23 protein-coding genes are annotated in these 26,474 nt (G+C 65.6%); 15 read left to right on the top strand and 8 right to left on the bottom strand.

Features of this window, described 5'->3' with window-relative positions; translation table 11 throughout:
- Positions 1-159: 159 nt before the first annotated feature.
- On the top strand, positions 160-609 hold the full coding sequence (locus tag DWV00_RS19905; protein WP_115535330.1) for an NUDIX hydrolase: 450 nt from the start codon (positions 160-162) through the stop codon (positions 607-609).
- An 82-nt stretch (positions 610-691) separates the two neighbouring features.
- Here DWV00_RS19905 and DWV00_RS19900 read toward each other — a convergent pair whose 3' ends face one another.
- The gene (locus DWV00_RS19900; RefSeq protein WP_115535558.1) at positions 692-2,410 is read right to left on the bottom strand and encodes a glutamine--tRNA ligase/YqeY domain fusion protein; all 1,719 of its coding nucleotides are present in this window, start codon (positions 2,408-2,410) and stop codon (positions 692-694) included.
- 147 nt (positions 2,411-2,557) lie between these two features.
- Between DWV00_RS19900 and DWV00_RS19895 the strand changes: the two genes are divergently transcribed.
- From DWV00_RS19895 to DWV00_RS19865, 7 genes are all read left to right on the top strand, one after another.
- Positions 2,558-3,118 (top strand): RBBP9/YdeN family alpha/beta hydrolase, encoded by a 561-nt coding sequence (locus DWV00_RS19895; protein WP_115535329.1) that lies wholly within the window; start codon positions 2,558-2,560, stop codon positions 3,116-3,118.
- A 278-nt stretch (positions 3,119-3,396) separates the two neighbouring features.
- The gene (locus DWV00_RS19890; RefSeq protein WP_115535557.1) at positions 3,397-3,651 is read left to right on the top strand and encodes a GlsB/YeaQ/YmgE family stress response membrane protein; all 255 of its coding nucleotides are present in this window, start codon (positions 3,397-3,399) and stop codon (positions 3,649-3,651) included.
- A gap of 177 nt (positions 3,652-3,828) precedes the next feature.
- Entirely contained in the window at positions 3,829-6,453 is a 2,625-nt protein-coding gene (gene alaS, locus DWV00_RS19885) for an alanine--tRNA ligase (protein WP_115535328.1), read from the top strand.
- A 395-nt stretch (positions 6,454-6,848) separates the two neighbouring features.
- Positions 6,849-9,239 (top strand): ATP-binding protein, encoded by a 2,391-nt coding sequence (locus tag DWV00_RS19880; protein ID WP_115535556.1) that lies wholly within the window; start codon positions 6,849-6,851, stop codon positions 9,237-9,239.
- A 61-nt stretch (positions 9,240-9,300) separates the two neighbouring features.
- Complete coding sequence (locus tag DWV00_RS19875) at positions 9,301-10,035, top strand: methyl-accepting chemotaxis protein (RefSeq protein ID WP_245964956.1); 735 nt, start codon at positions 9,301-9,303, stop codon at positions 10,033-10,035.
- A 13-nt stretch (positions 10,036-10,048) separates the two neighbouring features.
- Positions 10,049-10,591, top strand: a complete 543-nt coding sequence (locus DWV00_RS19870) for a hypothetical protein (RefSeq protein ID WP_115535555.1) — start codon at positions 10,049-10,051, stop codon at positions 10,589-10,591.
- A gap of 45 nt (positions 10,592-10,636) precedes the next feature.
- Entirely contained in the window at positions 10,637-11,002 is a 366-nt protein-coding gene (locus DWV00_RS19865) for a response regulator (RefSeq protein WP_115535326.1), read from the top strand.
- A gap of 85 nt (positions 11,003-11,087) precedes the next feature.
- Here the strand turns inward: DWV00_RS19865 and DWV00_RS19860 are convergent, their stop codons facing one another.
- Positions 11,088-12,017, bottom strand: coding sequence for a LysR substrate-binding domain-containing protein (locus DWV00_RS19860; protein ID WP_115535325.1), 930 nt, complete (start codon positions 12,015-12,017; stop codon positions 11,088-11,090).
- Between the two features lie 176 nt (positions 12,018-12,193).
- Between DWV00_RS19860 and DWV00_RS19855 the strand changes: the two genes are divergently transcribed.
- The 7 genes from DWV00_RS19855 to DWV00_RS19825 all read left to right on the top strand — a co-directional run bounded on the left by DWV00_RS19855 (position 12,194) and on the right by DWV00_RS19825 (position 18,446).
- The gene (locus DWV00_RS19855) at positions 12,194-13,474 is read left to right on the top strand and encodes a YbfB/YjiJ family MFS transporter (protein ID WP_425452807.1); all 1,281 of its coding nucleotides are present in this window, start codon (positions 12,194-12,196) and stop codon (positions 13,472-13,474) included.
- A gap of 161 nt (positions 13,475-13,635) precedes the next feature.
- Entirely contained in the window at positions 13,636-14,166 is a 531-nt protein-coding gene (locus DWV00_RS19850) for an NUDIX domain-containing protein (protein WP_115535324.1), read from the top strand.
- Positions 14,167-14,249: 83 nt separating this feature from the next.
- The gene (locus DWV00_RS19845; RefSeq protein WP_115535323.1) at positions 14,250-14,729 is read left to right on the top strand and encodes an acyl-CoA thioesterase; all 480 of its coding nucleotides are present in this window, start codon (positions 14,250-14,252) and stop codon (positions 14,727-14,729) included.
- Positions 14,730-14,787: 58 nt separating this feature from the next.
- Positions 14,788-15,669 (top strand): branched-chain amino acid ABC transporter permease, encoded by an 882-nt coding sequence (locus DWV00_RS19840; protein WP_425452811.1) that lies wholly within the window; start codon positions 14,788-14,790, stop codon positions 15,667-15,669.
- 85 nt (positions 15,670-15,754) lie between these two features.
- A complete protein-coding gene (locus tag DWV00_RS19835; RefSeq protein ID WP_425452806.1) occupies positions 15,755-16,936 on the top strand; it encodes a branched-chain amino acid ABC transporter permease in 1,182 nt (393 codons plus the stop codon).
- Entirely contained in the window at positions 16,933-17,730 is a 798-nt protein-coding gene (locus tag DWV00_RS19830; protein WP_115535320.1) for an ABC transporter ATP-binding protein, read from the top strand. The genes DWV00_RS19835 and DWV00_RS19830 overlap by 4 nt, the downstream gene beginning before the upstream one ends.
- Entirely contained in the window at positions 17,727-18,446 is a 720-nt protein-coding gene (locus DWV00_RS19825) for an ABC transporter ATP-binding protein (RefSeq protein WP_115535319.1), read from the top strand. Before DWV00_RS19830 ends, DWV00_RS19825 begins: the two co-directional genes overlap by 4 nt.
- An 80-nt stretch (positions 18,447-18,526) precedes the next feature.
- Here the strand turns inward: DWV00_RS19825 and iolB are convergent, their stop codons facing one another.
- The 6 genes from iolB to DWV00_RS19795 all read right to left on the bottom strand — a co-directional run bounded on the left by iolB (position 18,527) and on the right by DWV00_RS19795 (position 26,406).
- Complete coding sequence (gene iolB / locus DWV00_RS19820) at positions 18,527-19,330, bottom strand: 5-deoxy-glucuronate isomerase (RefSeq protein ID WP_115535318.1); 804 nt, start codon at positions 19,328-19,330, stop codon at positions 18,527-18,529.
- A complete protein-coding gene (iolE, locus tag DWV00_RS19815; protein WP_115535317.1) occupies positions 19,327-20,247 on the bottom strand; it encodes a myo-inosose-2 dehydratase in 921 nt (306 codons plus the stop codon). Before iolE ends, iolB begins: the two co-directional genes overlap by 4 nt.
- A gap of 114 nt (positions 20,248-20,361) precedes the next feature.
- Entirely contained in the window at positions 20,362-22,311 is a 1,950-nt protein-coding gene (iolD, locus tag DWV00_RS19810) for a 3D-(3,5/4)-trihydroxycyclohexane-1,2-dione acylhydrolase (decyclizing) (RefSeq protein ID WP_181885544.1), read from the bottom strand.
- A gap of 26 nt (positions 22,312-22,337) precedes the next feature.
- Positions 22,338-24,353, bottom strand: coding sequence for a bifunctional 5-dehydro-2-deoxygluconokinase/5-dehydro-2-deoxyphosphogluconate aldolase (locus DWV00_RS19805; RefSeq protein WP_115535315.1), 2,016 nt, complete (start codon positions 24,351-24,353; stop codon positions 22,338-22,340).
- Positions 24,354-24,408: 55 nt separating this feature from the next.
- The gene (locus DWV00_RS19800; RefSeq protein WP_115535314.1) at positions 24,409-25,230 is read right to left on the bottom strand and encodes an ATP-binding cassette domain-containing protein; all 822 of its coding nucleotides are present in this window, start codon (positions 25,228-25,230) and stop codon (positions 24,409-24,411) included.
- Positions 25,231-25,245: 15 nt separating this feature from the next.
- A complete protein-coding gene (locus DWV00_RS19795; protein ID WP_115535313.1) occupies positions 25,246-26,406 on the bottom strand; it encodes an ABC transporter permease in 1,161 nt (386 codons plus the stop codon).
- Between the last annotated feature and the right edge of the window lie 68 nt (positions 26,407-26,474).

The following is a 26,474-nucleotide window of genomic DNA, read 5'->3' as shown; positions in this document are numbered from 1 at the left end:
GCGCCCGTGCCGATCGATGGGGGACGATGCCGTCTCATCCGTGACCCCGCGCTTGCCCTTATCATTCGGGAGTGAAACGATCGAGGGAGGGGGCGTGCGATTCGAAATGAGGTTGAACGGGCGAGCTAGCGCGAGCCATGCCGAGCGCAGGCAGTCCCGATGAGCGCGCGTACCGTTTCGTGTGGCGTGGTGTTGCTCGATCGCGATGGCCGCGTGTTGCTCGCTCATGCGACCGAGACTTCGCATTGGGATATACCGAAGGGACAGGGCGACCCCGGCGAGACGCCGATCGACGCCGCGTTGCGTGAGCTGCGCGAGGAGACGGGGGTCGTGCTCGCACCCGAGCGGCTTCGGGATCTAGGCCGTTTTGCCTATCGGCCTGAGAAGGACCTGCATTTGTTCGCGGTGCGGGTGCGCGACGGCGAAGTCGATCACTCGCGCTGTGTGTGCACGTCGATGTTTCCGAGCCGCAGGACCGGTGCTCCGATTCCCGAGATGGATGCGTTTCGCTGGGTCGAGCCTGGCGAGGTCGGGCGCTTTGCGAGCCATAGCCTTGCGCGACTGTTCGCGACGACGCTTTCGCTTGCCGAGTTGCACCGGACGCTTTGAATGAAAATGGGCCGGCTCGAGAGGCCGGCCCACCGCGCCGATGCTCAGGGGCAAGATCGGCGCTGCGCGCCGAGCCGGCGCTTCAGGCGGCCGGTTTTCCCCAGCTGTCGCGCAGTCCGACGATACGGTTGAAAACCGGCCGGCCCGGCTTCGAATCGTAGCGGTCGGCAACGAAGTAGCCGTGGCGCTCGAACTGGCAGCGGTCTTCAGGCTGCAGCGCTTCGGCGCCCGGTTCCAGGTACGCTTGAACGACGCGCTTCGAATCGGGATTGAGCGCTTCGAGGAAGTTGCGGCCGCCCGCATCGGGCTGCTCTTCCTTGAACAGGCGGTCGTACAGGCGCACCTCGGCCGGCACGGCATGCTTCGCGCTGACCCAGTGAATGTTGCCCTTCACCTTGTAGCTGTTCGCGCCTTCGGTGCCCGATTTGCTGTCGGGGAAATAATTGCAATGGACGGCGACGATGTTGCCTTGCTCGTCCTTCTCCGCGCCCGTGCATTCGATCACGTAGCCGTAGCGCAGCCGCACCTTGTTGCCGGGGAAGAGCCGGAAATAGCCCTTGGTCGGCGTTTCCATGAAGTCATCGCGCTCGATCCACAACTCGCGCGTGATCGGGAAATTGCGCAGGCCGCGCTCCGGATGATGCGGGTGGACCGGCGCCGTGCAGGGATCGGACAGATCGGCCGGGAAGTTGTCGATCACGAGCTTGAGCGGGTCGAGCACGGCGGCCGTGCGCGGCGCTTTTTCGTCGAGATCGTCGCGCAGCGCGCCTTCGAACACGCTCATGTCGATCCAGGAATCGACCTTCGTTACGCCGATGCGGTCGCAGAACAGCTTGATCCCCTCGGGCGTGAAGCCGCGCCGGCGCACGCCCACGATCGTCGGCATGCGCGGATCGTCCCAGCCTTCCACGTGGCCTTCCGTCACGAGCTGCAGCAGCTTGCGCTTGCTCGTGATCGCGTAGGTCAGGTTCAGCCGCGAAAACTCGATTTGCTGCGGCAGCGGACGCGTGAAGACGCCGGCATCGGCCAGCTCGTTCAGCACCCAGTCGTACAGCGGCCGGTGATCCTCGAATTCGAGCGTGCACAGCGAATGCGTGATGTTTTCGATCGCGTCCGAGATGCAGTGCGCGTAGTCGTACATCGGGTAGACGCACCACGTATCGCCCGTGCGGTAGTGATGCGCGAAGCGGATCCGGTAGAGCACCGGGTCGCGCATCGTCATGTTCGGCGAAGCCATGTTGATCTTCGCGCGCAGGACGTGTTCGCCTTCCTTGAATTCGCCCGCTTTCATGCGGCGGAACAAACCGAGGTTTTCCTCGGGCGATCGCTCGCGGTAGGGCGAGTTCTTGCCCGGCTCCGTCAGCGCGCCGCGGTTCGCGCGCATCTCGTCGGCCGTTTGGCTGTCCACGTAGGCCTTGCCGCGCTCGATCAGCAGCTCGGCGTACTCATAAAGCTTGCCGTAGTAGTCGCTCGCGAAATACTGGTGCGAGCTGCCGTCCTGCTCCCAATCGAAGCCGAGCCAGCGCACGGCATCGACGATCGAATCGGCGTACTCCATGCTTTCTTTTTCCGGATTCGTATCGTCGAAGCGCAGGTGGCAGACACCGCCGTAGTCGCGTGCCACGCCGAAGTTCAGGCAGATGCTCTTCGCATGGCCGATGTGCAGATAACCGTTCGGCTCCGGGGGAAAGCGCGTTTCGACGCGGCTGCCCCATTTGCCGTTACGGTTGTCTTCATCGATGATGTTGCGGATGAAATTGGACGGCGGAGCCGCCGCGGCATCGTTGCGTTCGTTGTTCATGCGGAAGTCGGAAATCGGCGGAAAGTACACGGGGCGCGCCCGCGGCAATCGATCATTCTACCTAAACCTTATACTACGCGCGGAACCCTCGAACCGTTCGCCTACCGCGCAAACGGCTTTATGCGATCTCATTACACGCGACGCTCCATGAGCCAGCTGACTCAAACGAAGACCTACGTGCTGCCCGGATACGGCAACTCGGGCCCCGGCCACTGGCAAACGCGATGGGAAGCGCTCGATGCTTCCTTCGTCCGGGTTGCCATGCCCGATTGGGACCGCCCCGTGCGCGAAGCGTGGTGCGAAACGCTCGACCGCACGGTCGTTTCCGAGCTGACGGGACCGCTGCGCTTTGCCGCGCATAGTCTCGGGTGTCTGACGCTCGCGCACTGGGCGCTGCGCATCGCCGGCGCCGCACAGATCGACAAGATCGCCGGGGCGCTGCTCGTCGCGCCGCCCGACCCGAGCGGCCCCGGATTTCCGCGCGATGCGGCCGGCTACGGCGACCTCGCGCTCGCTCCGCTGCCGTTTCCGTCGATCGTCGTCGCGAGCAGCGACGATCCCTACGGCTCGCTCGCTTTCGCCGAGCGCTGCGCGCGCGCCTGGGGCAGCCGCTTGGTCGAGATCGGGCCGCGCGGCCACATCAACGCCGACAGCGGGCTCGGGGACTGGGAAGAAGGCCGGCGCCACCTCGCGTCCTTTCTTGATTGACCCGATCGTCTTGCTTGACGCGATCGGATTCGGCCGCGCAAGCTGCACGAACGATTGCGGGAGCACCCGCAAGTGCAAGTACCTGCAAGGACCCCCAGGTACCACTATGCGCCGCCAAGGCAGCAAACAATTGTCACTGTCTGTTGCAGGACATGCGAAACGGGGCGCGACCAGCTAGACTGGATGCGCAGCATCGCGTTCGCCGGCGGCGCGTTGCGTATGGGGTGCCCAGCGCCGCCGGTGCCAAGAAGAAACCCGAACTCAGCGGAGAAATCACAATGCACCATGGTCTCATTGTCTGGTTGATCATCGGGGCCCTGGCGGGCTGGCTCGCCGGCGTCATCATGAAGGGCGGCGGCTTCGGCCTGATCGTCGACATCATCGTCGGGATCGTCGGTGCGTTCGTCGGCGGCTGGCTGGCCGGCGTGCTGCACATCTCGATCGGCGGCGGATTCATCAGCTCGCTGATCGTCGCCGTCATCGGCGCGGTGGTCTTGCTGTTCGTCATCCGCCTCGTCAAGCGGGCGGTTTGACCATGTAGGATCCGGGCCCGCCTCGTCGGGCGGGCCCGTGCCGCGGCCCGTCAAAGCGGTGGCTAGGGCGATCGGGCGACAATTCCGTATAATGAGCCGTTTAGGGGAAAACGGCCCGGCGCCATGAGCCGTAAGGCGCCGCCGGTTTCCAATCGAGACCGTCCGCCTCCGTTTTCTATGAAAGCCGCCGAAATCCGCGAGAAATTCCTCAAGTTCTTCGAATCGAAGGGCCACACGATCGTCCGCTCGTCCAGCCTCGTGCCCGGCAACGATCCGACGCTGCTCTTCACCAATTCGGGAATGGTGCAGTTCAAAGACGTGTTCCTCGGCGCCGAGTCGCGTCCGTATTCGCGCGCCACGACGGCCCAGCGCAGCGTGCGCGCCGGCGGCAAGCACAACGACCTCGAAAACGTCGGCTACACCGCCCGGCATCACACGTTCTTCGAGATGCTCGGCAACTTCTCGTTCGGCGATTATTTCAAGCGCGACGCGATCCACTACGCGTGGGCGTTGCTCACGGACGTCTACAAGCTGCCGAAGGAAAAGCTCTGGGTCACCGTCTACCAGGAAGACGACGAAGCCTACGACCTCTGGGCCAAGGAAGTCGGCGTGCCGACCGAGCGCATCATCCGCATCGGCGACAACAAAGGCGCGCGCTACGCGTCGGATAACTTCTGGCAGATGGCCGATACGGGTCCCTGCGGTCCGTGCTCGGAAATCTTCTACGATCACGGCCCCGACGTCTGGGGCGGCCCCCCGGGCTCGCCCGAGGAAGACGGCGACCGCTACATCGAGATCTGGAATCTCGTGTTCATGCAGTTCAACCGCGACACCCAAGGCAACATGACGCCGCTGCCCAAGCCCTGCGTCGATACGGGCATGGGGTTGGAGCGTATCGCGGCCGTGCTGCAGCACGTGCACAGCAACTACGAGATCGATCTGTTCCAGGCGCTGATCGCCGCGGCCGGCCGTGAAACGGGCGTGAGCGATCTCGCGAACAACTCGCTGAAGGTGATTGCCGATCACATCCGTGCTTGCTCGTTCCTGATCGTCGACGGCGTCATCCCCGGCAACGAAGGCCGCGGCTACGTGCTGCGCCGGATCGTGCGCCGCGCGATTCGCCACGGCTACAAGCTCGGCTGCAAGCATTCGTTCTTCCACAAGCTCGTGGGCGATCTGGTGGCGCAAATGGGCGCAGCCTATCCCGAGCTTGCCGACGCGCAAGCGCGCGTGACCGACGTGCTGCGTCAAGAAGAAGAGCGTTTCTTCGAAACGATCGAACACGGCATGTCGATTCTCGACGGCGCGCTGGCCGAACTCGACGCCAAGGGCGGCAAGGTCCTGTCCGGCGACATCGCGTTCAAGCTGCACGATACCTACGGCTTCCCGCTCGACCTCACGGCCGACGTCTGCCGCGAGCGCGAGATGACGGTCGACGAACCGGCATTCGACGAGGCGATGTCGCGTCAGCGCGAGCAAGCGCGTGCGGCGGGCAAGTTCAAGGCGGCTCAGGGCCTCGACTACTCGGGCGCGAAAACCACGTTCCACGGCTACGAAGAGTCGATCTTCGACGATGCGAAGGTCGTCGCGCTTTATGTCGAAGGCACGGCAGTCAACGAAGTGAAACACGGTCAAGACGCGGTCGTCGTTTTGGATCACACGCCGTTCTATGCCGAGTCGGGCGGGCAGGTCGGCGACGTGGGCGTGCTCGCGAACGCGAGCGTGCGCTTCGCCGTGGCCGATACGCTGAAGGTGCAGGCCGATGTCATCGGCCATCACGGCACGCTCGAGCAAGGCACGCTCAAGGTGGGCGACGTGCTCAAGGCCGAGATCGACGCGGTCCGCCGTGCCCGCACGGCGCGCAATCACTCGGCAACACACTTGATGCACAAGGCGCTGCGCGAAGTGCTCGGCGGCCACGTGCAGCAGAAGGGCTCGCTCGTCGACGACGAAAAGACGCGCTTCGACTTCGCGCACAACGCGCCGATGACGGATGAGCAAGTGCGCCGCGTCGAGGACATCGTCAATGCCGAGGTGCTGGCGAATGCGCCCGGCGTCGTGCGTGTGATGCCGTTCGACGAAGCCGTGAAGGGCGGCGCGATGGCGCTGTTTGGCGAGAAGTACGGCGACGAAGTGCGCGTGCTCGATCTCGGTTTCTCGCGCGAACTTTGCGGTGGCACGCACGTGCATCGCACGGGCGATATCGGCTTGTTCAAGATCGTCGCCGAAACGGGCGTGGCCGCCGGTATTCGCCGCGTCGAGGCGATCACGGGCGATAACGCCGTACGCTACGTGCAAGGGCTCGAGAGCCGCGTCAATGCGGTGGCATCCGCGCTGAAGGCGCAGCCGTCGGAACTCACGCAACGTGTCGCGCAAGTGCAGGATCAGGTCAAGTCGCTCGAGAAGGAGTTGGCCGCGCTCAAGTCGAAGCTCGCGTCGAGCCAAGGCGACGAACTCGCGGCGCAGGCGGTCGACGTGGCCGGCGTGCAGGTGCTGGCGGCCACGCTCGAAGGCGCCGATGCGAAGACGCTGCGCGAGACCGTCGACAAACTCAAGGACAAGCTCAAGCATGCGGCGATCGTGCTGGCCGCGGTCGAAGGCGGCAAGGTCAGCTTGATCGCCGGCGTCACGGCCGATGCGAGCAAGAAGGTCAAGGCGGGCGAACTCGTCAACTTCGTCGCGCAGCAGGTGGGCGGCAAGGGCGGCGGCCGGCCCGACATGGCGCAAGCCGGCGGCACCGAACCGGCGAAGCTGCCTGCCGCGCTCGCGGGCGTGAAGGCGTGGGTGCAAGCCCAACTGTAAGGTATAAGACAGTAGGTCAGTAAGTTAGGGCCTACTTACGAGCGTTTTCTGCGCGGCATAGCGCCACGTACGCGCTGATCCACGCTTAAGTCTCATTGGCTTCATCGAAGGCCGCTTGCAAGATAATTGCAAGCGGCCTTGTTCATTTTGCGCACGCCGTTTTATCGCTTGCGTGCACGATTTCCGAACACGTTCAAAAGGTGCCGGAACGCGCGCTGTATCGTTTGCGTCGGCGCATCTTCTTCGTTCTCCTATCGATCGTGTCGGTCATCACTTCGTCACGAGCTTGCCTCGATAATCCCCCCGCCAGGACCGAAGTAACAGTTCACTACAAAGCAATGGTTCGCCGCGCGGCGCTAGAACCGCGCGCGACACTTCTCGCATCGGGGTTCCACATGACGATTCGTCATCGCATCACGCTGTTGGTGCTGCTCATGTTCGTTGCGCTCGCGGCGATCGGCGGCTACGCAACCTACCAAGCACGCCGCAGCGCCGGTCAAGTACGCCAAGTCACACAGGGCGTCGTGCCGAGCGCGCTCGCATCGAGCGATCTCGTTTCCGAAGTCAAAGACGTTCAGCTCGCGACGATGACGCTCGTCTACGCGCCCGATGCCAACATGGTCTCGCAGGCGCAAGCGCAGTTGAAGACGAAGGAAGACGCGCTGCGCCAGGCGCTCGACGTGCAGGCCAAGGCCGCGGCAAGCCACGCTCAGAAGGGCTTGGTCGCGCAGGCGCGCGAGAGCCTCTCGAATTACTTCTCGGCGATCGACCAAACCGAACAGATGAAGGCCTCGGGCAAGGACGCGCTCGCGCAGGCGTTCTTGTTCGCGGACGTCGGCGAATACCGCAACGAGCTTGAAGGGATCGTCGAGACGATGCGGATCGAGAAGAACCGCCAGAAGGACGACGCGATCGGCGCGCTCAACGGCATGCTCGCCACGACGACGACCGCGATCGGCGGAGCGACCGCGGCGGCCATTCTGCTCTTGACCGTCATCGGCGTGCTGCTCTATCGCCAGATCACGCGGCCGCTCACGCAGATGCAATCGGAGATGAGCGAGATCGCGTCGAGCCAGGATTTCACGCGGCGCGTGCCCGTCGCGCGCATGGACGAAATCGGCCGCTCGATCGTCGCGTTCAACGACATGATCGAGAAGATCGAGCAAAGCTCGATGCAGCTCAAGCAAAAAACGGCCGATATTCAAGCGATGCTGCAGAACATGCAGCAGGGCATCATGACCGTCGTCGACGAAGGTCTCGTGCACGGCGAATACTCGGCCTACCTGGAAGCCATCTTCGAGACGGAAGACATCGCGGGGCGCGACGTCATGTCGCTCGTATTCGGCGAGACGAGTCTCGATGGCGATACGCTTTCGCAAGTCGAAGCCGCGATTCACGCCTGCATCGGCGAGGACGCCATCAACTTCTCGTTCAACGAACACCTGCTCGTCAACGAAGTCGTGAAGACCATGCGGGACGGGCGCGCGAAGACGCTCGATCTGAGCTGGTCGGCGATCACCGACGAAACCGATACGATCATGCGCCTCATGCTCTGCGTGCGCGACGTGACGGAGCTGCGCCGCCTGACGGCCGAATCGACCCAGCAAAAGCGGCAGCTCGAGATGATCGGCGAGATCCTGGCCGTCAGCCAAGAGAAGTTCCATCAATTCGTGGAGAGCGCGAAGGGCTTCATCCACGAGAACGAACGCATCATCGGCCAGCACGACGTCCACACGGACGAATCGGCGCTCGCCGAGCTGTTCCGCAACATGCACACGATAAAAGGCAATGCGCGCACGTACGGCCTGCGTCATTTGACGAGCATCGTGCACGAGGCCGAGCAGCGCTACGACGAGCTGCGGCGCTTGGGTGCAGGTGAAGCCTGGGACCGCGAAGCGTCGATTGCCGAACTCGCGCGCGTGAAGGAGGCGGTCGAGCACTACGCCACGATCAACGAGGTCAACCTGGGCCGCAAGGGGCCGGCCGGCAGCGTCCATCGCACGCAGAGCGGCCGGTACATGGTGGTCGATCGTTCGCATATCGACGAAAGCCTGGATCTCGTCGAATCGGTGCGCGACGGCGACGTGGCGGGGCTCGTCGCGATGCGCGACGCCGTGCGCCGCACGCTGCGCCTGCTCGATACGGAAAGCTTCGGCGAGGCGCTCTCGGGCCCGATCGAATCGCTGCCTTCGCTGGCCAAGGAACTCGGCAAGCCGGCGCCGATGGTCACGATCGACGACAACGGCTACCGCCTGCGCCGTCACGCGGGCGCCGCGCTGCGCGACGTGTTCATGCACTTGCTGCGCAACAGCGTCGACCACGGGATCGAGCCGGCGGACGAGCGCTCGGCGGCGGGCAAGCGCGAAGCGGGGACGATCGAATTCGAAGTGGGCGTCGATGCGGGGGCGCTGCAACTGACGCTCAGCGACGACGGCCGCGGGCTCGCATTGGCACGCATTCGCGGCATTGCCACGGAGCGCGGCTGGGTGGCGCCGGGCGAGGAGATCGCCGATGAAGCCGTGGCCGCCTTCATCTTCCGCGCCGGCTTCTCCACGGCGAAGGCGGTGACGGAAGTATCGGGGCGCGGCGTCGGGATGGATGCCGTCAAGGAGATGCTCGAGCGCGAGCACGGCCGCATCGAATTGCGCTTCACCGACGATCGCCGCGGTGCCGATTTCCGGCGCTTCCAGACGATCGTGCATCTGCCGGAATCGTGGGCCGTCGATAGTCTCGGCGCGCCGGTCGGCAATGACACGAAGTCGGCGCGAGACGACGCGCTCGCCTGAGTGGCCGCGCGTGGCGGAAGTCGAACGAGCAAAAGCTTAGTGGGTTGAATCGAGGAAAGCTGTGGTACTAACGTATTGGATGTCGGCAGCGGCGGCAACGGCCGTCGTGGCGGCCGCGGCGCTGGCCGCGACGATTGCGCACAAGCGCGCGAGCGCCCAAGCGGCGCGCAGGCACGACGAGGCGATCGCTCGTCTAACCGACGCGCACGACGAAGAGCAGGCGCATCGCGCGGCCGAGGCCGCGGCGCATGAGACGCGCATCGGCGAATTGACGGCCGAGACCGAGCGGCTCACTGAAGCGCTCGCCGGCGAATCGGGCAGCCTGGGCGAAGTGCGCGATACCCTGCGCACGGTGCAGGCGCGTCACGAAGATCTGCTCGCGCACGCGAAGAAAATCGAGGGCGAAGCGGCCCGGCTCAAGCAGTTCTCGGTAACGTTCGAGCGCTGGCACGAGCAGATGATTTCGCTGATGGCGCAAAACCACGACATGCACAGCAAGAACCACGAGCTGGCGCGTATCGTCAATCACGTGCTGATGGTGTCGCTCAATGCGTCGATCGAAGCGGCGCGCGCGGGGGCCGCGGGCCGCGGTTTCTCGATCGTAGCCGGCGAAGTGCGCGCACTCGCGACGCGTTCGCAAGAGCTTTCCAAGAGCTATCGCGACAGCCTGGATCGCAACGATCTCGTCACCACGGCGACGTTCCAGGACATCCAAGCTGGCGGCAAGATGATCACGGCGGCGCTTGGGAGCGTCGAGGCGCTCGCGCATCAGTTCCAAGCGAAGCTGGGGTCTTGAGTTGGAATCCGACGTGATCACCCACGCAGCCCAGGACAGCCTCGAGCGCATTTTCTTCCAAGCGGCACGCACACGCTTGACCGTCGATGCGGCGCACGCCTGCGACATCGCGCCGGTGGCGGCGCCGGGCGAAACGGGATCGGGCCCGAGCACGGAAGTGCTCGTGCTGACGATCGCCTCGATCGATTTTCGGATCGTGCTGCTGCTGCAGTTCGCCGACGACGAAGGCACCCGCGCCTACTACTCGGCGGCCGGCGCCGATCGCACGCTGCGCGAGGCGGCGATGGAAATCGGCAACCTGTGCTGCGGCGCCATCAACCAGCAGCTCGTCGAGCATTTTCCCGACCTCGGCATGTCGACGCCTTACGCGTTGCCGAGCGACTGCATGGGCTATCTCGACGAGTTGAAGCCGGCGTACATCGCTGCTTACGACGTCACGATCGAGTACGCCGCGCGGCTGCGCGCGACGCTGTGCGTCTGCGCGAGCGCACCGCTCGATTTCGTCGCGCAGGTGGCCGACGTGCACGAAAGCGCCGGCGAGCTTGAGCTTTTCTAAATTTCTTTCGATATCGAAAGACTAGAACCAGAGGTAGAGATCAACATGGCAAAGATTCTGGTAGTGGACGATTCGAGCACGGTGCGTGACGAAGTGGCCGGGTTTCTGCGCAAGAACGGGCTCGACGTCGATACGGCCGTCGACGGCAAGGACGGGCTCGCCAAAGTCAAGACGAACCCCGGCGTGAAGCTCGTCATCAGCGACGTCAACATGCCGAACATGGACGGGTTGACGATGGCCGAGAAGATCCGCGGCGAACTCTCGAACAGCGCCGTCAACATCATCATGTTGACGACGGAAAGCAGCCCGGCGATGAAAGAGCGGGGCAAGGCCGCCGGCGTCAAGGGCTGGATCGTCAAGCCCTTCAAGGGCGATGCCGTGCTCGAAACGTTCAGGAAGCTGGCAGGCTGAGGCAGTAGACAGTCTGCTTAGGCTGTAGCGATGCATCCCATGACAGCGGGCTGATCGCGCTCGCGTCGTTCGACGTCGCCCCCGATCAACCCGCGACGAGCGGAACATCGCGCTGCTGCTCAGCGTCGTTCAAAGTCGATCCACGCGCATGGGCCAACAGCGCCTCGCGCAATGCGTCGAGCGCGGCCGAGTCGTGCCCGCGACGCCAGATCAATAGCGTCGGCACGGCACCGAGCGGCCCGAGCGGGTGGATCGCGACGTCTTGCGCGCCACCCGGCAGCAGATCCAACACCGAACGCGGCGCCACGGCAACGCCGGCACCCGCCGCCACGCAGGCGATGATCGCGTGGTACGAACCGAGTTCGAGCGTGCGCGCCGGCCGTAGGCCGTGCTCCGCGTACCACCGCTCCACATAGCTTCGATAGGCGCAGCCGCGCTCGAAAGCGATCAGCGTGGAGAGCGCGACGTCGTTCGCCGCGCGAATGGCGCGATGGCCGCGCGGCGTCACCATCACCAACTCCTCGTCGAACACCTGAACCGATTCGAAATCGGCGGTCAGCACCGACGCGTCCGGCGGCGTGGCAATGAGCGCCGCGTCGATTTCGAATTCGCGCACGCGGTCGATCAGGCGGCCCGTCGTGCCCGTGCTCAGCTCGAGTTCGACTTCGGGCCAGCGCTGATGGTAGCCGGCGAGCACGCGCGGCAAACGCGTCGCCGCCGCGCTTTCCATCGCGCCTAGGGCGAGCCGGCCGCGTGGGCGACCTTCGCGCAGCGCATGGCGCGCTTCGTCGGCCAGCGCCAGCAGCCGCTCCGCGTACGGCAGCAGGGTTCGTCCCGCGGGCGTCAGCACGAGCCGGCGCCCCTCGCGAACGAACAGTTCGGCGCCGAGCTGCTGCTCGAGCTGCTTGATGCGCATCGTCACGTTCGACTGGACGCGATTGAGCTTCGTGGCGGCGCGCGTGACCCCGTTTTCCCGCACCACGGCCCGAAAAATCGTCAGAGCAGCCAAATCCATGATTCTCTCCGGAGGATGGATTTCATCAATATTATTCATTTTTCATGATTCGTGCAGCGCGCTAGCATCACGTCTGAAGAAGCGTTCAAATGTTCAAACGTATTCGCGTTGGGGCGCTCGGGCCTTGGGTGGCGGCGCGGCGCATGCTGGGCTGGTTATCGGTAACGGGATCTTCCATGGCTAACTCCGATTCGATGGGCGATGCCGCGTTGCGGCGTGGCGGACAGGCGGCCGGCGCCGGCCGCGTTGCCCTTGCGTGCATGGTTGCGCTCGCCGTGGCGCTCGGCGTCGGGCGTTTCGCGTTCACGCCGCTGTTGCCGCTCATGCTGCATGCCGGCGCGCTCGATCTGCGCGCGGGCGGCCTGCTCGCGTCGGCCAACTACGCGGGGTACTTCATCGGGGCGCTCACTTGCGCGTTTGTGCCGGTCGAACATGCTCGAATGGTGCGTGCGGGGCTCGTGTCCACGGTCGTTCTGACGCTCCTGATGGGCGTCACGCATCGCTTTCCGGTTTGGGTGGCCGTCCGGTTCGTGGCGGGCGTCGTCAGTGCCTGGACGTTCGTGTTCGCGTCCCAATGGGGGCTCGCATGGCTCTCGAGGCTCGGCGCGCCGGCCTGGGGCGGCGTGATCTACACGGGGCCCGGCGTCGGCATCGTCGTGACCGGGCTGATTGTCAGCGCGACGGCAAGCCAGGGGGCGCCGTTCGGCTGGATCTTGTTCGGTATCTTGTGCGCCGTGGCGACGGTTTGCGTGTGGAGGACGATTGCGCCGCCGGGCCGGGGAGCGGGCAGGGCGGGCGCGGCGTCCGCTTCCGTCTCCCGTGCCGCCGCGGCGACGCGGCCGGCAAGCGCTCGGCCCCATGCGGGCATGAGCACCGCCATGCCGATGAGCGACAGCGAGCGCCGGATGCAATCGATCTGGCTCGTCGTCCTCTACGGCATGCCCGGGTTCGGTTACATCATCACGGCAACGTTCTTGCCCGTCATCGCCCGCCATGCGCTGCCGGGATCGAACTGGCCCGATCTGTTTTGGCCGATGTTCGGCGCGGCGTTGATTCCAGGCTCGATGTTCGCTGCGCGGCTGCCCATGCGCTGGGACAACCGGATGCTGCTTGCCGGGTGTTATGTCGTTCAGGCCATCGGCATCGCGCTCGGCATCGTGCTGCCGACGGCCGAAGGCTTTGCGATCGGCAGCGTGCTGATCGGATTGCCGTTCACGGCCATCACGTTGTTCGCGATGCGCGAGGCGCGGCGGTTGCACGGCGAGCACGCCGCCGGGCTCATGGGTTATGCGACGGCCGCGTACGGCGTTGGGCAGATCGCGGGGCCGCTCGTGGCGGCGCCCATTGCCGCGCGCGTCGGATCGTTTGCGCCGGCGCTTTGGCTCGCAGCCCTTGTGCTGATCGTCGGCGCGGCCGGGCTCATTGTGCTTGCGATCAAATCGCGTCGTGGCGAATGACCTTTGTGACCCATAACGCCGTGGTTCGGTGACGCGGGAATCGACCGGCGCTTCGCCTCGTGCGGGCGAGCACTAGACGCATGCAAAGCCGCTAAAATGGGCGCGTTTTGCGTTGCGCCTTCGGGCGCCGCCTGCCGGTACCTATCTCACGATCACGACCTATGAGCGACTATCGATTTTGTCCGCGCTGCGCGACCTCGCTGATCGAGCGCGCCGATGCCGATGCGGACGGCGGCCGTCTGCGCCATGTCTGCCCCGACGACGATTGCGGCTACGTCCATTGGAACAATCCGCTGCCCGTCGTGGCGGCCATCGTCGAGTACGAAGGCAAGATCTTGCTTGCGCGCAACGCCGCGTGGGCCGAGGGCGTGTTCGCGCTGATCACGGGTTTTCTCGAAGCAGGGGAGACACCCGAGGAAGGCATCGCGCGCGAGGTGCTCGAAGAAACGTCGCTGCAAGTGCGCGAGACCGAACTCATCGGTGTTTATGAGTTCATCCGCAAGAACGAACTCATCATTGCCTATCACGTGAAGGCCGAAGGGACGGTGGCGCTGTCGCCGGAATTGCTCGAGTATCGGCTCGTGGAGCCGGCGAAGCTGCGTCCGTGGAAGGCCGGGACGGGCCAGGCGCTCGGGGAGTGGATGCGGCGCAAAGGGCTGCCGTTCGAGTTCGTCGAGAGGCCGGGGCAGTAAGCAGCCCTCGTCGTGCGGGCTGTCCGCCGACTCGATCGTCATTTCGATACTTCATTGCCGTCTGCCTCCCCTACGATCGCACCATGAACAAACCGATCCCTGCCGCGCGCGACGGCTATCGTCATTTTCTTCCGATCCCCACGCGCTGGATGGACAACGACGTTTATGGCCACGTTAATAACGTCGTCTATTACAGCTACTTCGACACGGTCGTCAACGAATACCTGATTCGCACCGGCGTGCTCGACGTCGAACACGGTGCAACGATCGGCCTCGTGATCGAGACGCAGTGCAACTACTTTGCGCCGCTCGCGTTTCCCGAACGCGTCGAAGCGGGACTGCGCGTGGCGCGGATCGGGTCGTCGAGCGTGCGTTACGAAGTGGGCTTGTTCAAGGAAGGCGAGCCGCAAGCCGCCGCGCAGGGCCATTTCGTGCATGTCTACGTCGATCGGGCGACGCGTCGTCCGGTGAGTACGCTGCCCGAGCCGCTGCGAAGCGCCCTCGAACGGCTCGTCGTCGAGGCAGGCGGCTCTAGCACCGGCACCGGCGAGGAGCGCGCCTGACGTGCAGGCATTCGCCGTCGCCACGCTGAACGGTATTAGCTACGGGCTGCTGCTGTTCATGCTGTCAGCCGGGCTCACGCTGATCTTCAGCATGCTCGGCGTGCTCAACTTCGCGCATGCGAGCTTCTACATGCTCGGCGCGTATCTAGGCTATAGCATTGCCACGCATGAAGGATTCATGGCGGCGCTCGTTTTCGCGCCGCTCGTCATGGGCTTTGCGGGTGCCGCAATCGAACGGACGCTGCTGCGTCGCGCGCGTGCGAACGGGCCGCTTCACGAGTTGCTGCTGACGTTCGGGCTCGCCTATCTGCTCGCCGAACTCGTCAAGCTCGCATGGGGTCTCGGCAGTTTGTCGGTGGCGTTGCCGTCCATGCTGGACGGTCCGCTGGTCACGTTCGGCGATGCCGCTTTCTCGCGTTACCGCGCGTTCATGATGGCGGTTTCCATTGCAACGCTCGCCGCGCTGTACCTGCTGCTCCGCACGTCGCGTACGGGTCTTATCCTGCGCGCGGCGCTCACGCATGCGCGCGCTGTCGAGGCGCTCGGCCATGACGTTGCGCGCATCGGCACGCTGGTGTTCGCGGTTGGGACGGCGCTAGCAGCCCTTGCGGGAGTCATCGGCGCGCCCCTCGCCGTCGTCGAGCCGGGCATGGCGGAGGCCGTCGGTTCGGTGGTGTTCGTCGTCGTCATCGTCGGGGGGCTCGGGTCGCTCGGCGGTGCCTTTGCGGCTTCGCTGCTGATCGGATGCGTGCAAACCTGGGCGGTCGGCAGCACTGCCTCGCTCGGGTCGCTCACGCAATGGGCCGGCGTGCGGCTGTCGCCAGTTTGGGCCACGCTTTCGGTCTCGCAGGTCGCGCCGCTGCTGCCTTACGTGCTGCTCGTCGCGATGTTGGCTTCTCGTCCGAGAGGGTTGTTCGGAAGGCGCGAAGACGATGCGTAGATCGATGACCGAATCCGCGCGAGATCAACAGAGCACGCGTTTGCCAGGGGCTCGTTCGATCGGACGAGCGGCGCCATGGATCGCCGTGGCTATCTTGCTCGCGGCACCTGCGTTCGTCGTCCATGAAAGCTGGCTTTTCGCCTACCTCGCTCAAGCCGCCGCGATGATCGTCTTCGCGCTTTCCTACAACTTGCTGCTCGGCGAGACCGGATTGCTTTCGTTCGGCCACGCCGCCTATGCGGGCCTAGGGGCGTTCGTCGCCGCGCATCTGTTCAATCGCGGCGGCATCGCGCTGCCGTGGCTGCCGCTCGTGGGCGGAGCTGGCGGCGCGGCGTTCGGCCTGCTGTTCGGCGCGATTGCCACGCGGCGCGCCGGTACGGCGTTCGCCATGATCACGCTCGGTATCGGCGAGTTGGTCGCCGCGGCCGTTTGGACGCTGCCCGAAGGATTCGGCGGTGCTGCAGGGGTGGCGATCGATCGTGGCTCCGGTCCGGTTTGGGGCAGCCTGACGTTCGGGACCGAGCGCCAAGCCTATGCGCTCATTGCAGTCTGGACGGCGCTGTCGATCGTCGCGATGTTCGGGCTGACGCGCACGCCGCTCGCGCGGATCGCCAACGCCGTGCGCGACAACGCCACACGCGTGGCGTCGCTTGGCATCGATCCCCGTCGCGTTCGACTTGCGATGTTCGTCTTCGCGGCATTTTTCGCGGGAGTGGCCGGTACGCTGACGTTGATCGACGTCGAACTCGCTTCATCGGGGAGCGCGGCCATGACGCGCTCCGGTGCCGTGCTGATCGCAACGGTGATCGGCGGCACGTCGACGTTCTTCGGTCCGTTGATCGGGGCGCTCGTGCTGACCGCGCTCAGTGTCGCGCTGGCGAGTGTCGCGCGCGCATGGCCCGTGTATTTGGGGTTGCTCTTCATCGGCGTCGTCTTGCGTTTGCCCGAAGGGATCGCCGGTTGGTGGTTAGGGCATCGGGCACGCGTCGAACGCTACGGTTCTCGTGGGATTGCGGTGGGCTATGGGCTCGGCGTCGTCGCCGCGGTGGCCTGGCTGACCGCGCTCGTCATTGCCGTCGAGTCGCTCTATGCGCGGAGGTTCGCGGCCGATGCCGGGGGCTTTTGGCAGATCGGGCAGTTCACGTTCGATCTCGGGGCTGCGGCGACATGGTCGACGCTTGCCGTTCTGGCCGCCATCGGCGCGGGTGCGTGCTTAGGAATCCGCTCGAGTCTGCGTGCCGCGGTGAAGCACGGAGGCGCGCGATGAAGACGGCCACTGCGCTGAAGGTCGAAGGTGTCGCGCGCCGCTTCGGCGCAACACGCATCCTGAACGGCGTCGATCTCTCGGTTGCATCCGGCGAACGTCATGCGGTGATCGGCCCTAACGGCGCCGGGAAGTCGACGTTGTTCAATGTGATCGGCGGAGCGCTGCGGCCCGATGCAGGCAAGGTTTGGCTCGAGGGAGCAGACGTGACGGGGCGCAGCGCTCACAGGCTCGCGCGGGCCGGCCTCGGTCGCAGCTTTCAGACGACGCGCGTGTTTTCGCGCCTGACCGTCTTCGAAAACCTGCGGTGCGCGGTCTGGTGCGGTGTCGCCGCGGCGCGCAAAGGCTCGCGTGTGTTGGAGCCGCTTTCCAAATGCGCGCTCTGGTGGCGGCACTCGCGCGAGGTCGACGAACGCGCCCGGCGCGTGCTCGTCGATCTCGATCTGGAACATGCGGCATTCGTACTCGCCGGCGCGCTCGAATACGGCGCGCAGCGCCGGCTCGACCTCGGCATCGCGTTGGCGAGCGGCGCGCGCACGCTGTTGCTCGACGAGCCGACGGCCGGCATGAACCGCGACGAAGCTGCGCGTGTGCTGGCGTGGTTGCGCGGAGCGAGCGTCGGCAAAACTTTGCTCGTCATCGAGCACGACATGGACGCCGTCTTCGCGCTCGCCGACCGCGTGTCGGTGCTGGTTCAAGGCCGCGTCATCGCGACAGGGACGCCAGCCGAAATCCGCGCCGACGAACGCGTGCGCGAAGCCTATCTCGGCGTGCCGCTCGGCAAGGAGGCGCCATGACGACGACGGCCTTGCTCGATGCCCGCTCGGTCTGCGCCTGGTATGGCGATGCACAGGTGCTGCATGGCGCGGATCTGCGTATCGGCGAGGGCGAGATCGTCTTGTTGTGCGGACGTAACGGGTCGGGGCGCTCGACACTCGCGAAGGCGCTAGCCGGTCTAGTGCGTCGCACGGGATCGATTCGGTTCGAGGGCGAGGAGTTCATCGCCCGGCCCACGTTCGAGATCGCCCGGTCCGGCATCGGCTATGTCGCCGAGCAGCGCGAGGTCTTTCCGACGCTGTCGGTCGAAGACAATCTGCGGCTCGGTATCAAGCCGGGGCAAAGCCGGAGTGCGAGAGCGCGGATGGCCGACGCATTTGCGCGGTTTCCGACGCTCGCGCAGCGCCGCGCGGCGCCTGCGGGGGCACTCTCGGGCGGCGAGCAGCAAATGCTGGTGCTGGCGCGCGCACTGATGGGAGAGCCGCGCCTGCTCATCGTCGACGAGCCCACCGAAGGGCTCGCGCCGCAAGCCGTCGAAGCGGTGCGTCAATGCCTGTCGAGCCTGCGCGAACGGGGCGGGGCGGTGTTGCTGATCGAGCAGCGATTGACGATGGCGGGCGCGGTGGCCGATCGCGTGGCCGTCATGGGGCACGGGCGTATCGTGTACGACGGCGCCGTCGATACGCTCGATCCGCGGATCGTCGACGAATGGATCGCACTGGGCGGCGGACGCTGAACCGCGTTCGCGCCTATCGGTTCGACGCGGCTTGCGTCCGAGGCTGCTTCAGCCTATCGAAGCTTCAACCCTTCAACCCTTCAACCCGCATCCCGCTTTGCGATCCAATCGTGCGCGGGATCGTTCTTGAAGTGCCATACGCGCTGCGGGCCCGCCATCACGTTCAAGTAGTACGAGTCGTAGCCGTACGGCACGACGACCGGGTGATACCCGCGCGGCACCATGACGACATCGTGATCCTCGACGGCCAGCGATTCGTCGAGGTCGCGCGCGTCGGTGTAGACGCGCTGGAACGCGAAGCCTTGCGACGGATTGAGCCGGTGGTAGTACGTCTCTTCGAGCGCGCTTTCGTGCGGAATATGGTCGGCGTCGTGCTTGTGCGGCGGATAGCTCGACGAATGGCCGCTCGGCGTGCGCACCTCGACGACGAGCAGCGATTCGGCCGGCTCAGTTTGGGGAAGAATGTCGCAGACGTAGCGCGTGTTCGCGCCCTTACCGCGCACGGAACGTTTCATCTGCGACGGCTCGATGAGCCGCGTCGGATGGCGGCCCGTGGCCGGTGCGCTCGCGATGCCGAGTTCGGTATCGCGCTCGGCGCGCACGGTCGTGATCACGTGCGGCGGGACATAGAGCGCATACGGCGCGGTGTCCTCGAAGACGCTGTCGCGCGCCCCGACGCTCGTGTAGCGCTCGCCGCCGGCCTCGATCGTGACGGCGCCTGTAAGCACGACGATGCACGACTCGCGCGCGTCTTCGTGAAGATGGAGCACCTCGTCCTTGGCAAGGCGGTATGCGGCGAAGCCGACATAGCGCCAATCCGCCGTCTCGGGCGTCACGCGCGCGATCGTCATGCCCTCGCGCTGGGCTTTTACTAGCAGGCTCATGCTGGTTCCTTGGTGCCCGCCGGGGCGTTCACCGCGTCCACGAGCGAGCGCAGTGTCCGATACCCGAGTTGCGCATACTGGTAGCTCGGCGCGACGGCCGGATCCTGCTCGGCTTCGACGACGAGCCAGCCGCGATAGCCGTGCCGCTTCAGGCCCGCGATCACCGCGGCGAAATCGACCGCACCGTCGCCCGGCACCGTGAACGCGCCGTTGATGACGGCTTCGAGAAAGCTCCAATCGCGATTGCGCGCGAGCTTGACGACGTCGGGCCGCACATCCTTGCAATGCACGTGGCAGATGCGCGACGCGTAGGCTTCGAGCGTCGCGAGCGGATCGCCGCCCGCGAACGTGATGTGCCCGGTGTCGAGCAGCAGGCCCATCGCGTCGCTTGTGCGCTTCATCAGATTGTCGACGTCGGCGGGCGTTTCGACGTAGGCGCCCATATGATGGTGATAGGCCACGCGCACGCCGTGCGAAAGCGTGTAGCGCGAGAAGCGATCGACGCGCTCGGCGTAGGTGTCCCATTGCGCTTCGGTGAAGAAGCGCGGGCGCTGATAGAGCGGTACGGGCGAGCCTTGGACTGTCTGCGCGACTTCGCCATAGACCATCACGTTCGCGCCGTTTTTCGCGAGCAGCTCCAGATGCGGGCCGACAGCCTCGATCTCCTCCTCGGCGCTGCGTTCGGCCAAGCGCCCCGAGTACCAGCCCGAGACGAGTGCAAGGTCGTATTGCCCGAGCAGCGCTTTGAGCGCTGCCGGCTCGCGCGGGAATTTGTTGCCGAGCTCGAACCCTTCGTAGCCGATCTCGCGGCCTTCGGTCAGCGCGACGGAGAGCGGCGTTTCACCGCCGAGCGAGGGCAAGTCGTCGTTCATCCACGAGAGCGGGTTGACGCCGATGCGCACTTGAAAATCGGTCATGCTGCGTTCCTTTGTTCGCCTGATGTTGCGATTCGATGTCGATATAGATGTCTGTCAGTCGACGTATTTCGATGTGCCGGTATGCGGGTGTACGGATAGGCTCATGCGCCGATATCAGCCGCTTTGGCCGTCGTCGCCCGCGTTGTGTCCGCCGCGCTCGGCGATCCGCGCCTCATAGGCGGCGCGCGCGTTGCGCACGGCTTCGCGCGTCGATACCTCGGGCACGGCCACTTCCCACCACCAGCCGCCGTCGTCGGTCGTGCGCGCCGGATCGGTATCGATGACGATCACCGACGTGCGATCGGCCGCGCGCGCGCGCACGAGCGCCGCTTCGAATGCGCCGATGTCGGCCGCGTGTTCGGCGTGCGCGCCGAGCGAGCGGGCATGCGCGGCGAAATCGATGCTCGGCGCGCCGAGCGGGCCTTGCAGGCAATCGTCGAGCAGGTTGTTGAACGGCGCGCCGCCGCAGGCCTGCTGCAGCCGGTTGATACAGCCATAGCCGCGGTTGTCGAGCACGACGACGATGAGCTTGGCCCCGAGCATGACCGAGGTCGCGATTTCGCTGTTCATCATCAAGTAGCTGCCGTCGCCGACGAACACGATGACTTCGCGCTCGGGCCGCGCCAGTTTGGCGCCGAGCCCGCCGGCGATTTCATACCCCATGCAGGAGTAGCCATACTCGACGTGATAGCCGCCGGGGCGGCCCGCCCGCCAGAGCTTGTGCAGTTCGGCCGGCAGCGTGCCCGCCGCGCAGACGGCGATGTCGCCTTGCGCGGAGTGCGCGCTCGAACGCTGCACGGCGCCGATGACGTCGGCGTCGTAGGGCAGGGCGCCCGGCTCGAGCGATGCATGCGTGCGCGATTGAACCGTCTCTCGCCACGCGCCGCACAGCGCGCGGGCGCGTTCGGTCCAGGCGGGGCTTGCCTGCCAGCCGCAGAGCCGCTCGCTGAGTGTGGCGAGCGTGGCACGCGCATCGCCGAGCACCGTCGTCGCGCGATGCTTGAGCGCATCGAATGCGTTGGCGTTGATTCCAACGACGCGCGCTTGCGCGAACAAGGTGTTGGAGCCCGTGGTGAAGTCTTGCAGCCGCGTACCGACGGCGATCACGCAGTCGGCCTCGTGCGCCAGCGCGTTCGCCGCGCTTGCGCCGGTGACGCCTACGGCGCCGGCATTGAGCGGGTGATCCCAGGCGAGCGCGCCTTTGCCGGCTTGCGTTTCACCGATGGCGATCCCGTGCCGCTCGGCGAACGCGCGCAGCGCGTCGGCGCCGCCGCGGCTATATAGCACGCCGCCGCCGGCGACGATGACGGGCCGCGACGCCTGCCGCAGCGCCTCGAGCGCGGCCTCGAGTTCTTCTTCGCCGGGCGTCGGCGCATGAAACCGCACAATGCGGGGCTCGAAGAATGCGCGCGGATAGTCGTAGGCCATCGTCTGCACGTCTTGCGGCAGCGCGAGCGTGACGGGACCGGCCAGCGCCGCGTCGGTCAGCACGCGGATGGCGCGCGGCAATGCGCTGAGCAATTGCGCCGGATGCACGATCCGATCGAAATAGCGCGAGACGGGTTTGAGCGTGTCGTTGGCGGATACGCCGCCGTCCTGGAAGTCTTCCACCTGCTGCAGGACCGGATCGGGCGCGCGTGAAACGAAAATGTCGCCCGGCAAGAACAGCACGGGCAGGCGATTGACGTGGGCGAGCGCCGCGGCGGTGACGAGGTTCGTCGCACCCGGGCCGATCGACGTCGTCACGGCCATCATGCGGCGCCTGAAGTGCGCCTTGGCGTACGCGATCGCGCTATGCGCCATCGCCTGCTCGTTGTGGGCGCGATAGGTGGGCAGCGCGTCGCGATGCTGATAGAGCGCCTCGCCGAGCCCCGCGACGTTGCCGTGGCCGAAGATCGCGAACACGCCGCCGAACAAGGGCACCGTCGATACGCCGTCCTCGTCCACGACGCGTTGCGCGCTCAGGTAGCGCACGAGCGCTTGGGCGGCCGTCAGCCGAATCGTCGATGCTGCCGTTTCACCCGCGGTGCTTACGTTGGCTGCATCGCCGGCCGCGCGGCTCATCGTCGTTTCCTCGATTCTCACGTTCATTACGCCGCCTCCCGCCGCGCAGCATGGCTCGACGTAGCGTTACCTGCCTCGCCACGTGCCTCGCGCCACGCGTGGATCAAGGTTTCGAACGTCGCCCTGACACTCGCAATCAGCGTGTCGTCGTCGATCTCGCCGGCCAGCCAAGCGCGGCTCGGCTCGTGGAAAATCGTGCGGCCGACCGTGAAGCCTTTGCACGTGTGTGACGCAGCGGCTGCGCGGAAACCTTCGGTGAGCACGTCCACGCCGGCCGACAGGCCCAGCAGCACGACGCCGCGGCAGTACGGATCGCGCTCTGCGATGAGCGCATCGATCGCTTGCCACTGCTCGGCCGCGAGCGGCGCGAGCTTCCACCACTCGGGCTGAATGCCGAGGTTGTAGAGCCGCTTGAGCGCGCGAAACACCGTATCGGGCGCGGAGGGCAGCGTATCGCGCTTGGGCGGGATCACTTCGAGCAGCAGTTCGTGTCCGCTCGCCTGCACGGCATCGTAGAGCGCGCGCAGTTGCGCTTCCTGCTCCACGCGTTCTTCGATGGGCGCATCGGGGTGATACTGCACGAGGCATTTGACGACGTGCTCGCGCGGCCAGGCGACGAGCGCCGTGCCGACCGAGCGGCCATGCTGGAACACGAGCGGCAGCGAACCCGGCAGCTCGACGGGCCGCCCGATCCACCAGCCGCGGCCCGTCGCGGCATTGAGCGCGTCTTGGCCGTAGCGATCGTCGATGAGCACGCCGATGCGCCCTTGCAGCGACAGCGCTTGCTCCGTTTGCGCGACGGCGTCGACGAACAGCCGCTTCAATTGTTCGATGCGCGTCTCGCTCGCTCCGGTTTGCTGGATCAATTCGAAGAATTGATTGCGATGGTCGAACGCGAACCCGAGCACTTCGTCGTGGGCCGTGCGCTTGACGCTCACGCGATGCAGCCGTGCCAGTTTAGTATCGAGATCGGGGCGGCGCATGCTGGCCGGATCGCGGGCCAGCGCTTCGCGCACATAGCCGAGTTCGGCCGGCGTCGGCATGGCCGGTGCGCAGCCGTGGCGCGACACGACGAGCGCGCCGCACAGATTGGCCGTCTGCGCGCAGCGCTCGAGCGGCGCATCGCGCAGCCACTCGGAGAGAAAGCCCGAAGCGAACGCATCGCCGGCGCCGAGCACATTCAACACATCCACCTGCATGCCGTGCTCGGTGGGGGCGTCGTCGATCGAGGCCGGCACCTTGCCCTCGATGATCGTGCAGCCGAGCGGGCCGCGCTTGACGACGAGCGTGGCCGGCGTGACGGCCCGCACCATGGCTAGGGCGTCGACGAGTTCATGCTTGCCCCCGGCGATGCGGAATTCCTCCTCCGTGCCGATGACGAGATCGAACAGCGGCAAGATGCGCTGGATATGCGCGGTGACGCTTTCGTTCGCGATGAAGCGGGTCTCTCCGTCCGCCTTCCCCGTGAGCCCCCACAAGACGGGCCGATAGTCGATGTCGAGCACGGTGCGCACCTGATTGCGGCGTGCGTACTCGAGCGCGCGCCGGCTCGCGCGGTTCACGCGTTCGGTCGAGAAGTGCGTGCCGGTAATGAGCAGCGCCTTGCTCGACGCGACGAATGCTTCGTCGAAGTCGCTTTCGTCGATCGCCATGTCCGCACAGTTCTCCCGATGGAAGATCAGCGGAAACGTATCGCGATCCTTGATGCCGAGCAGCACGAGCGCCGTGAGACGTTCGGCGTCGGTGCGCGCATGACTGATGTCGCAGCCTTCGCGCTCGAGCGTTTCGGTCAGAAAGCGGCCCATGTGATCGTTGCCGACGCGCGAGAGCATGGCCGAGGCGAGCCCGAGCCGCGCGCAGCCGAACGCGATATTGGCCGACGAGCCGCCGAGATACTTGGCGAAGCTCGTGACGTCCTCCAAGCGGGCGCCGATTTGCTGCGCGTAGAGATCGGCGGCGAGCCGGCCGAGGCAAATGATGTCGCGCGTGCGGCCGGGAGCGAAGCGGCTGGCAGTCATGTTCGAGGTAGGAGAGGCGGCCATTAAAGAAGTCCTTCAGTGAGCTGAGCCCAGCGTGAGCGTCGTGTGTCGTGTCGCGTTAGATCGTTGCGCCGTCGAGCTCGGCAATCATCTTCTGCATCTCAGCGCCGCCGGCCATCATGTCGAGCACGGCTTCCTTGCTGATGGTGTCTTTCGTGAACGTGCCCATCGAGCGGCCCCGGTTGAGCAGCGTGAACGAATCGCCGATCGGGTAGGCGTGATGCACGTTGTGGGTGATGAAGATGACGGAGATGCCGCGTTCGCGCGCCTTGTGAATCAGCTTGAGTACGTTGAAGCTTTGCTTGACGCCGAGCGCGGCCGTCGGTTCGTCGAGGATCAGCACGCGCGCGCCGAAATGGATCGCGCGCGCGATCGCCAGGCATTGGCGTTCGCCGCCCGACATCGTGCCGATCGGCTGGTGCGGATCGCGCACGAAGATGCCCATTTCGGCGAGCTTCTCGCGCGCCGTCGTCGCGGCCGTCTCGATGTCCATGACGTTGATGAGCCCGAACAGCTTCTTGTTCGGTTCCCGGCCCATGAAGAAATTGCGCGCGACGGAAAGCAGCGGCACCAGCGCGAGGTCCTGGTAGACCGTGGCGATGCCGAGGTCGAGCGCATCCTTCGGCGAATTGAACTGCACGGGTTTGCCGTCGACGAGGTACTGGCCTTCGCTCGGCTGATGCACGCCGGCGAGCGTCTTGATCAGCGTCGATTTGCCGGCGCCGTTGTCGCCGAGCAGGCAGTGCACTTCGCCGCGCCGCAGCCGCAGCGTGACGTCCTTGAGTGCGATCACGCTGCCGAAAAAGCGGCTGACGCTCTCCAGAGCCAGGATGCAGTCGGCGCTTTGATCTTGGGTAGAGGTAGTGGTGGCGGAAGTCATCGTTTTCTCCGTCGATCAGCGCGACTGCGCGACACGGCTGCGCACGTAGTGGTTGAAGAGCACGGCGAACAGCAGCATCAGGCCGAGGAACACGCGGAACCAGTCGGAATCGATGCTCGTGTACGTGATGCCGATCTGCACGACGCCGAAGATCAGCGAGCCGAAGCAGGCGCCGACCACGGAGCCGTAGCCGCCCGTGAGCAGCGTGCCGCCGATGACGGCCGCGATGATCGCCTCGAATTCCTTTTGCAGACCGCGGTCGGCGGCGGCCGAGCCGATGTCGCACACCTGCAGCACGGCGAACAGGCACGAGCAGAACGCGGTGAGCACGAACAGGCGGATCTTCACGCGCCGCACGGGCACGCCGACGTTCTTCGCGGCGTTCGCATCGCCGCCGACCGCGAAGATCCAGTTGCCGAAGCGCGTCTTGGCGAGCGTGAATGCGCACACGGCGGCCAGCGCGATCCACCAGACGATGACTTTCGGCACGCCCGGCACGAGCGGCTCGCCGGAGTCGAGCAGCTTGATGAGGCCCATGTGGCCGAGCCAGCGGAACAGATCATGAAACGCCACGCCTTGAAACAGGGCGTGGGCCAATGCGCTTTTGGCCGCGACGTCGCCCACGCCCGAGATGATCGTGCGGTCGGCGAACATGACCGAAAGGGCCAGCGACAAGCCGCGCAGGATGAACATGAACGCGAGCGTGACGATGAACGAGGGTAGCCGCGTGCGCATGACGAGGTAGCCGTTGAGCGCGCCGAGCAGCATCGAGCCCACGAACGCGAAGACGATCGCCAGTTCGATGGGCCAGTGGAAATACATCGTCGGCAGTGCGACCATCATGCCCGCGAAGCCGATCATCGAACCGATCGACAGATCGAATTCGCCGGCGATCATCAGCAGGCAGGCGCCGACGGAGATCAGACCGAGATAGGCCGCGACTTGCGACCAGTTCATGATGCCGTCGAGATTGAACATGCCGGAGTTGCCGGCACTGATCGCGAAGACGAGGAACACCATGATGGTGCCCGCGAGCGAGGCAAACTCGGGGCGGGAAAGAAACTGTTTGAGCCGCGATTCGCGGCGCACGCGCTCATCGGCCGAGGTTGCCGCTTCGGGCGAATTCGACTGCTCGTGCTTACGCAAATTGGGATGCAGGTGATCGGCGACGCCCATCGAATGTCTCCTTGGGGCGCGGTCCGAACCGTGAGGGAAAGACGGTTCGAACCGCGCTGTCATGCTGG

Origin of the sequence: Trinickia dinghuensis, assembly GCF_003367175.1 — a bacterium.
Taxonomy (GTDB): domain Bacteria; phylum Pseudomonadota; class Gammaproteobacteria; order Burkholderiales; family Burkholderiaceae; genus Trinickia; species Trinickia dinghuensis.
Note: the sequence above shows the minus strand (reverse complement) of the source record. Positions and strands in the feature narration are given on the sequence as shown.

Bases quoted from the DNA above. Each gene is read 5' to 3' on its own strand.
- DWV00_RS19905 (WP_115535330.1), top strand. From the start codon at position 160: ATGAGCGCGCGTACCGTTTCGTGTGGCGTGGTGTTGCTCGATCGCGAT.
- DWV00_RS19900 (WP_115535558.1), bottom strand. From the start codon at position 2,410: ATGAACAACGAACGCAACGATGCCGCGGCGGCTCCGCCGTCCAATTTC.
- DWV00_RS19895 (WP_115535329.1), top strand. From the start codon at position 2,558: ATGAGCCAGCTGACTCAAACGAAGACCTACGTGCTGCCCGGATACGGC.
- DWV00_RS19890 (WP_115535557.1), top strand. From the start codon at position 3,397: ATGCACCATGGTCTCATTGTCTGGTTGATCATCGGGGCCCTGGCGGGC.
- alaS (WP_115535328.1), top strand. From the start codon at position 3,829: ATGAAAGCCGCCGAAATCCGCGAGAAATTCCTCAAGTTCTTCGAATCG.
- DWV00_RS19880 (WP_115535556.1), top strand. From the start codon at position 6,849: ATGACGATTCGTCATCGCATCACGCTGTTGGTGCTGCTCATGTTCGTT.
- DWV00_RS19865 (WP_115535326.1), top strand. From the start codon at position 10,637: ATGGCAAAGATTCTGGTAGTGGACGATTCGAGCACGGTGCGTGACGAA.
- DWV00_RS19860 (WP_115535325.1), bottom strand. From the start codon at position 12,017: ATGGATTTGGCTGCTCTGACGATTTTTCGGGCCGTGGTGCGGGAAAAC.
- DWV00_RS19855 (WP_425452807.1), top strand. From the start codon at position 12,194: ATGGCTAACTCCGATTCGATGGGCGATGCCGCGTTGCGGCGTGGCGGA.
- DWV00_RS19850 (WP_115535324.1), top strand. From the start codon at position 13,636: ATGAGCGACTATCGATTTTGTCCGCGCTGCGCGACCTCGCTGATCGAG.
- DWV00_RS19845 (WP_115535323.1), top strand. From the start codon at position 14,250: ATGAACAAACCGATCCCTGCCGCGCGCGACGGCTATCGTCATTTTCTT.
- DWV00_RS19840 (WP_425452811.1), top strand. From the start codon at position 14,788: ATGCTGTCAGCCGGGCTCACGCTGATCTTCAGCATGCTCGGCGTGCTC.
- DWV00_RS19830 (WP_115535320.1), top strand. From the start codon at position 16,933: ATGAAGACGGCCACTGCGCTGAAGGTCGAAGGTGTCGCGCGCCGCTTC.
- DWV00_RS19825 (WP_115535319.1), top strand. From the start codon at position 17,727: ATGACGACGACGGCCTTGCTCGATGCCCGCTCGGTCTGCGCCTGGTAT.
- iolB (WP_115535318.1), bottom strand. From the start codon at position 19,330: ATGAGCCTGCTAGTAAAAGCCCAGCGCGAGGGCATGACGATCGCGCGC.
- iolE (WP_115535317.1), bottom strand. From the start codon at position 20,247: ATGACCGATTTTCAAGTGCGCATCGGCGTCAACCCGCTCTCGTGGATG.
- iolD (WP_181885544.1), bottom strand. From the start codon at position 22,311: ATGAGCCGCGCGGCCGGCGATGCAGCCAACGTAAGCACCGCGGGTGAA.
- DWV00_RS19805 (WP_115535315.1), bottom strand. From the start codon at position 24,353: ATGGCCGCCTCTCCTACCTCGAACATGACTGCCAGCCGCTTCGCTCCC.
- DWV00_RS19800 (WP_115535314.1), bottom strand. From the start codon at position 25,230: ATGACTTCCGCCACCACTACCTCTACCCAAGATCAAAGCGCCGACTGC.
- DWV00_RS19795 (WP_115535313.1), bottom strand. From the start codon at position 26,406: ATGGGCGTCGCCGATCACCTGCATCCCAATTTGCGTAAGCACGAGCAG.